This window comes from Methylomonas koyamae (genome assembly GCF_006483455.1).
Taxonomy (GTDB): domain Bacteria; phylum Pseudomonadota; class Gammaproteobacteria; order Methylococcales; family Methylomonadaceae; genus Methylomonas; species Methylomonas koyamae_B.
Map to the genome: position 1 here is coordinate 1 of NZ_PPPU01000087.1, position 2,951 is coordinate 2,951.

Below are 2,951 nucleotides of genomic sequence, written 5' to 3' on the forward strand. Positions count from 1 at the left end.
CCGCCGGTTACTGGCGGCGGCCGCTGGTCAGCTTCATCATGCAACTGCACTATTGTATGTTGCTGGATCGGTTTGGCGTGGTTTTAGTCGGCATCGTCTCGGCGCTGTCGCTGGTTTCGTTATCGACCGGGCTGGTGTTGTGGTGGCCGTCGACCGGCCGTTTTACCCGTGCCTTGGCGTACAGACGCCGCGCCGGTTGGGTCAGGCGCAACTACGATCTGCACAAACTGGCCGGTGTTTTGAGCTTTTGTGCGTTGTTTCCGGTGCTGTTTTCCGGGGTGTATTTCAATTTGCCGGAGCCGGTCAACCGGGTGGTCGGCAGGTTTTCGGTGTTGACGCGGCCGAATGCCTGGGAAGGAATCGATAGCGAAAAGTTGTATTCGGAACCGGCCCTGGGCCGCGATCCAATCAGTTTTCAAGCGGCGGAAGCGGCCGTGAATCGGGCGTATCCCGGCGGCAGGTTGTGGATGTTGACCGCACCGACCGGGGAGCGGGGCGTGTTTCGGATTGCCAAACGCGACGCCGCCGAGTTAAGCGGTTTTGCTTTGGGCTATCGGGATTTCGCCGTCGACCAATACAGCGGCAGGTTATTACAAGTCTACGAAGCGGGGCGCGGCAGCTACGGCGATGTGTTTTTGGATTGGCAATGGCCGATCCACAGCGGCCAGGCTTTGGGTTGGAGCGGGCGGATCGCCGTATTCGCGTCCGGTCTGGCTTGCCCGCTGTTGTATCTGACCGGGGTACTGCGATGGCTGCAAAAGCGGCGGGCCGCCCACGCACGGGAAAATTAAACTATGTTAGCTGCCGGCTGGATTGGGCGATATGCCGTATCGGCTAAGCGACATGGCGCGCAACATTTTGAATGTACAGGTGTTTTTCTGTGGCATGAAACTGGCTGTGTATTCGGCCGACCCCTCTTGCCTATTCCGCCCACCATGAGTTTGGACATTGCCGTACTGTACCGGAGTTACCGTAAAGAGTTGCAGCACCATTTGCAACGCATCGTACACTGCCCGGAGACGGCTCAGGATTTGGTGCAGGAAAGCTATCTGATTTTATGCCGTAACGCTGCCGATACCATTGAGCATCCGCGCGGCTTGCTGTACCGCATCGCCGGCAATCTGGCTTTGGACCATTTGCGTCACGGCCGCATCGTCGATCGGCACCGCGAAACCTGCGATGCGCCGGAAACGGACCGCTACCCGGACGCCGAGAGCCAAGTTGCGGATGCGCAGCGGCGGGCGTTATTGCATCAATCCATTGCCGAATTGCCGCCGCGCTGCCGGGATGCCTTCATCTTGAACAAACTGCGCGGCATGAGTTACCGCGACATCGCCCTGCTACTCGATATCTCCGAGAGCGCCGTGGAAAAACACGTCATCAAGGGCGTGACGTATTGCCGCAAGCGCCTCGGCGGCCAGATTCGTCGATGGGAAGCTCTGGCAACTCCGCGCGTTAGCGGTTCCAAGCATCTAGTGGCATAAAGGAGCGATCCATGAAATGGCGCCCGTTCTGGGTGGTTGTACACCGTTACGCCGGGCTGGCGATGACTGCTTTCCTGATTATTGTCGGTCTGACCGGCAGTTTGTTGGCTTTTTACCATGAGCTGGATACTTGGCTGAATCCGGCATTCTCAGTGCCTGCCGCCGGGCAGCCCCGGCTCGAATTGCCGGTCGTGTTAGAGCGAGTGGAACGGTTGGCGCCCAACGCCCGCTTACAGTCGGTAAATTTGGGGCACGACTTGGTCGAGGTTTGGCTCGAACCGAAAACCAACCCGATGAACGGCAAGCCTTACGCCTTGGATTACGACCAATTACTGCTGAGTCCTTACAACGGCGACGAGTTGGGCCGGCGCAAGTGGGGCGATCTTAGTCAGGGTTTGACCAATTTGTTGCCGTTCGTCTACCGCTTGCACTACGCCTTGGCGTTGGACGAAATCGGCGGCTGGATCATGGGCATTACCGCGCTGGTGTGGACGCTGGACAGTTTCGTCGGTTTTTACCTGACGCTGCCGCCCGCCCGGCGCAACGCTGCGCAAGCCCCGGCCAAGCCGTTTTGGCGGCGTTGGGCTGTGGCCTGGAACATCAAATGGCAGGGTTCCGCGTATCGGATCAATTTCGATCTGCACCGCGCCGGCGGCCTGTGGCTGTGGCTATTGTTGCTGACCTTCGCTTGGTCCAGCGTTTACATGAATCTGAGCGACAGCGTTTACGCGCCGGTGACGCGGACGCTGGTCGGCGAATACCATGAGCCGTGGATCGATGTTCCCGACCTGGACCAGCCGCTGGAAAACCCGGCCATCGGCTGGCGCGACGCCTACCGTATTGCCGACGAATCGTTGGCCCAGGCCGCCCGTGAACGCGGCGTGGCAGTTAATGAGCCCGTGTCGTTTCGCTACAACGCCGCAAAAGGATTTTACGTTTACACGGCGCGCACCGGCGCCGACATTCAGGATACGGGCGGTGAGACCCGGCTGGTGCTGGACGCCACGACCGGCGCACCGAAATTGTTGCTGTTTCCCCGCGGCCAGTACGCCGGTAACACCGTAACCAGTTGGCTGGCCGCGTTACACATGGCCAAGGTGTTCGGCCTGCCTTACCGGATAGTGGTCTGCATCCTCGGCTTGGCGATCGTCATGCTGTCGGTGACCGGCGTGGTGATTTGGTTGAAGAAGCGGCGGGCGAGGTTGGTTAAATCTTGAATAACAGCTGAAATCAAAACCCCGGTTTGGATGGGCTATATGCCTACGAAGGCGGTCATGAACGCAAGTCTAAAAGGTAGCCGAGCCATTCGGAGAAGTTTTATCCGACAATCGTCCGGGGGGGGGATTGAGTAGATCAAATTCAACAGAGGGACTTCACAGCCTACCGGCAATTACTGCAACGGTACGATTTATTAGTCAGCAGGAGCGCCAAGGTCAATTGTCTATATTGTAAGGCGTTGTATACCTC

General features: G+C 58.5%; 3 protein-coding genes. All 3 read left to right on the plus strand.

Annotated features, from left to right (window positions below; translation table 11 throughout):
* The coding region (locus C2U68_RS20990; protein ID WP_140914421.1) for a PepSY-associated TM helix domain-containing protein at window positions 1-791 on the plus strand (791 nt) is incomplete at its 5' end.
* 144 nt (window positions 792-935) lie between these two features.
* Window positions 936-1,484 carry an RNA polymerase sigma factor gene (locus C2U68_RS20995; RefSeq protein WP_140914422.1) on the plus strand — a complete coding sequence of 183 codons (549 nt, stop codon included), beginning with the start codon at window positions 936-938 and terminating at the stop codon, window positions 1,482-1,484.
* Between the two features lie 11 nt (window positions 1,485-1,495).
* The gene (locus C2U68_RS21000; protein WP_140914423.1) at window positions 1,496-2,701 is read left to right on the plus strand and encodes a PepSY-associated TM helix domain-containing protein; all 1,206 of its coding nucleotides are present in this window, start codon (window positions 1,496-1,498) and stop codon (window positions 2,699-2,701) included.
* The last annotated feature ends 250 nt before the right edge of the window (window positions 2,702-2,951 follow it).

Coding starts and splice junctions, on each gene's coding strand:
- C2U68_RS20995 (WP_140914422.1), top strand. CDS start 936: ATGAGTTTGGACATTGCCGTACTGTACCGGAGTTACCGTAAAGAGTTG.
- C2U68_RS21000 (WP_140914423.1), top strand. CDS start 1,496: ATGAAATGGCGCCCGTTCTGGGTGGTTGTACACCGTTACGCCGGGCTG.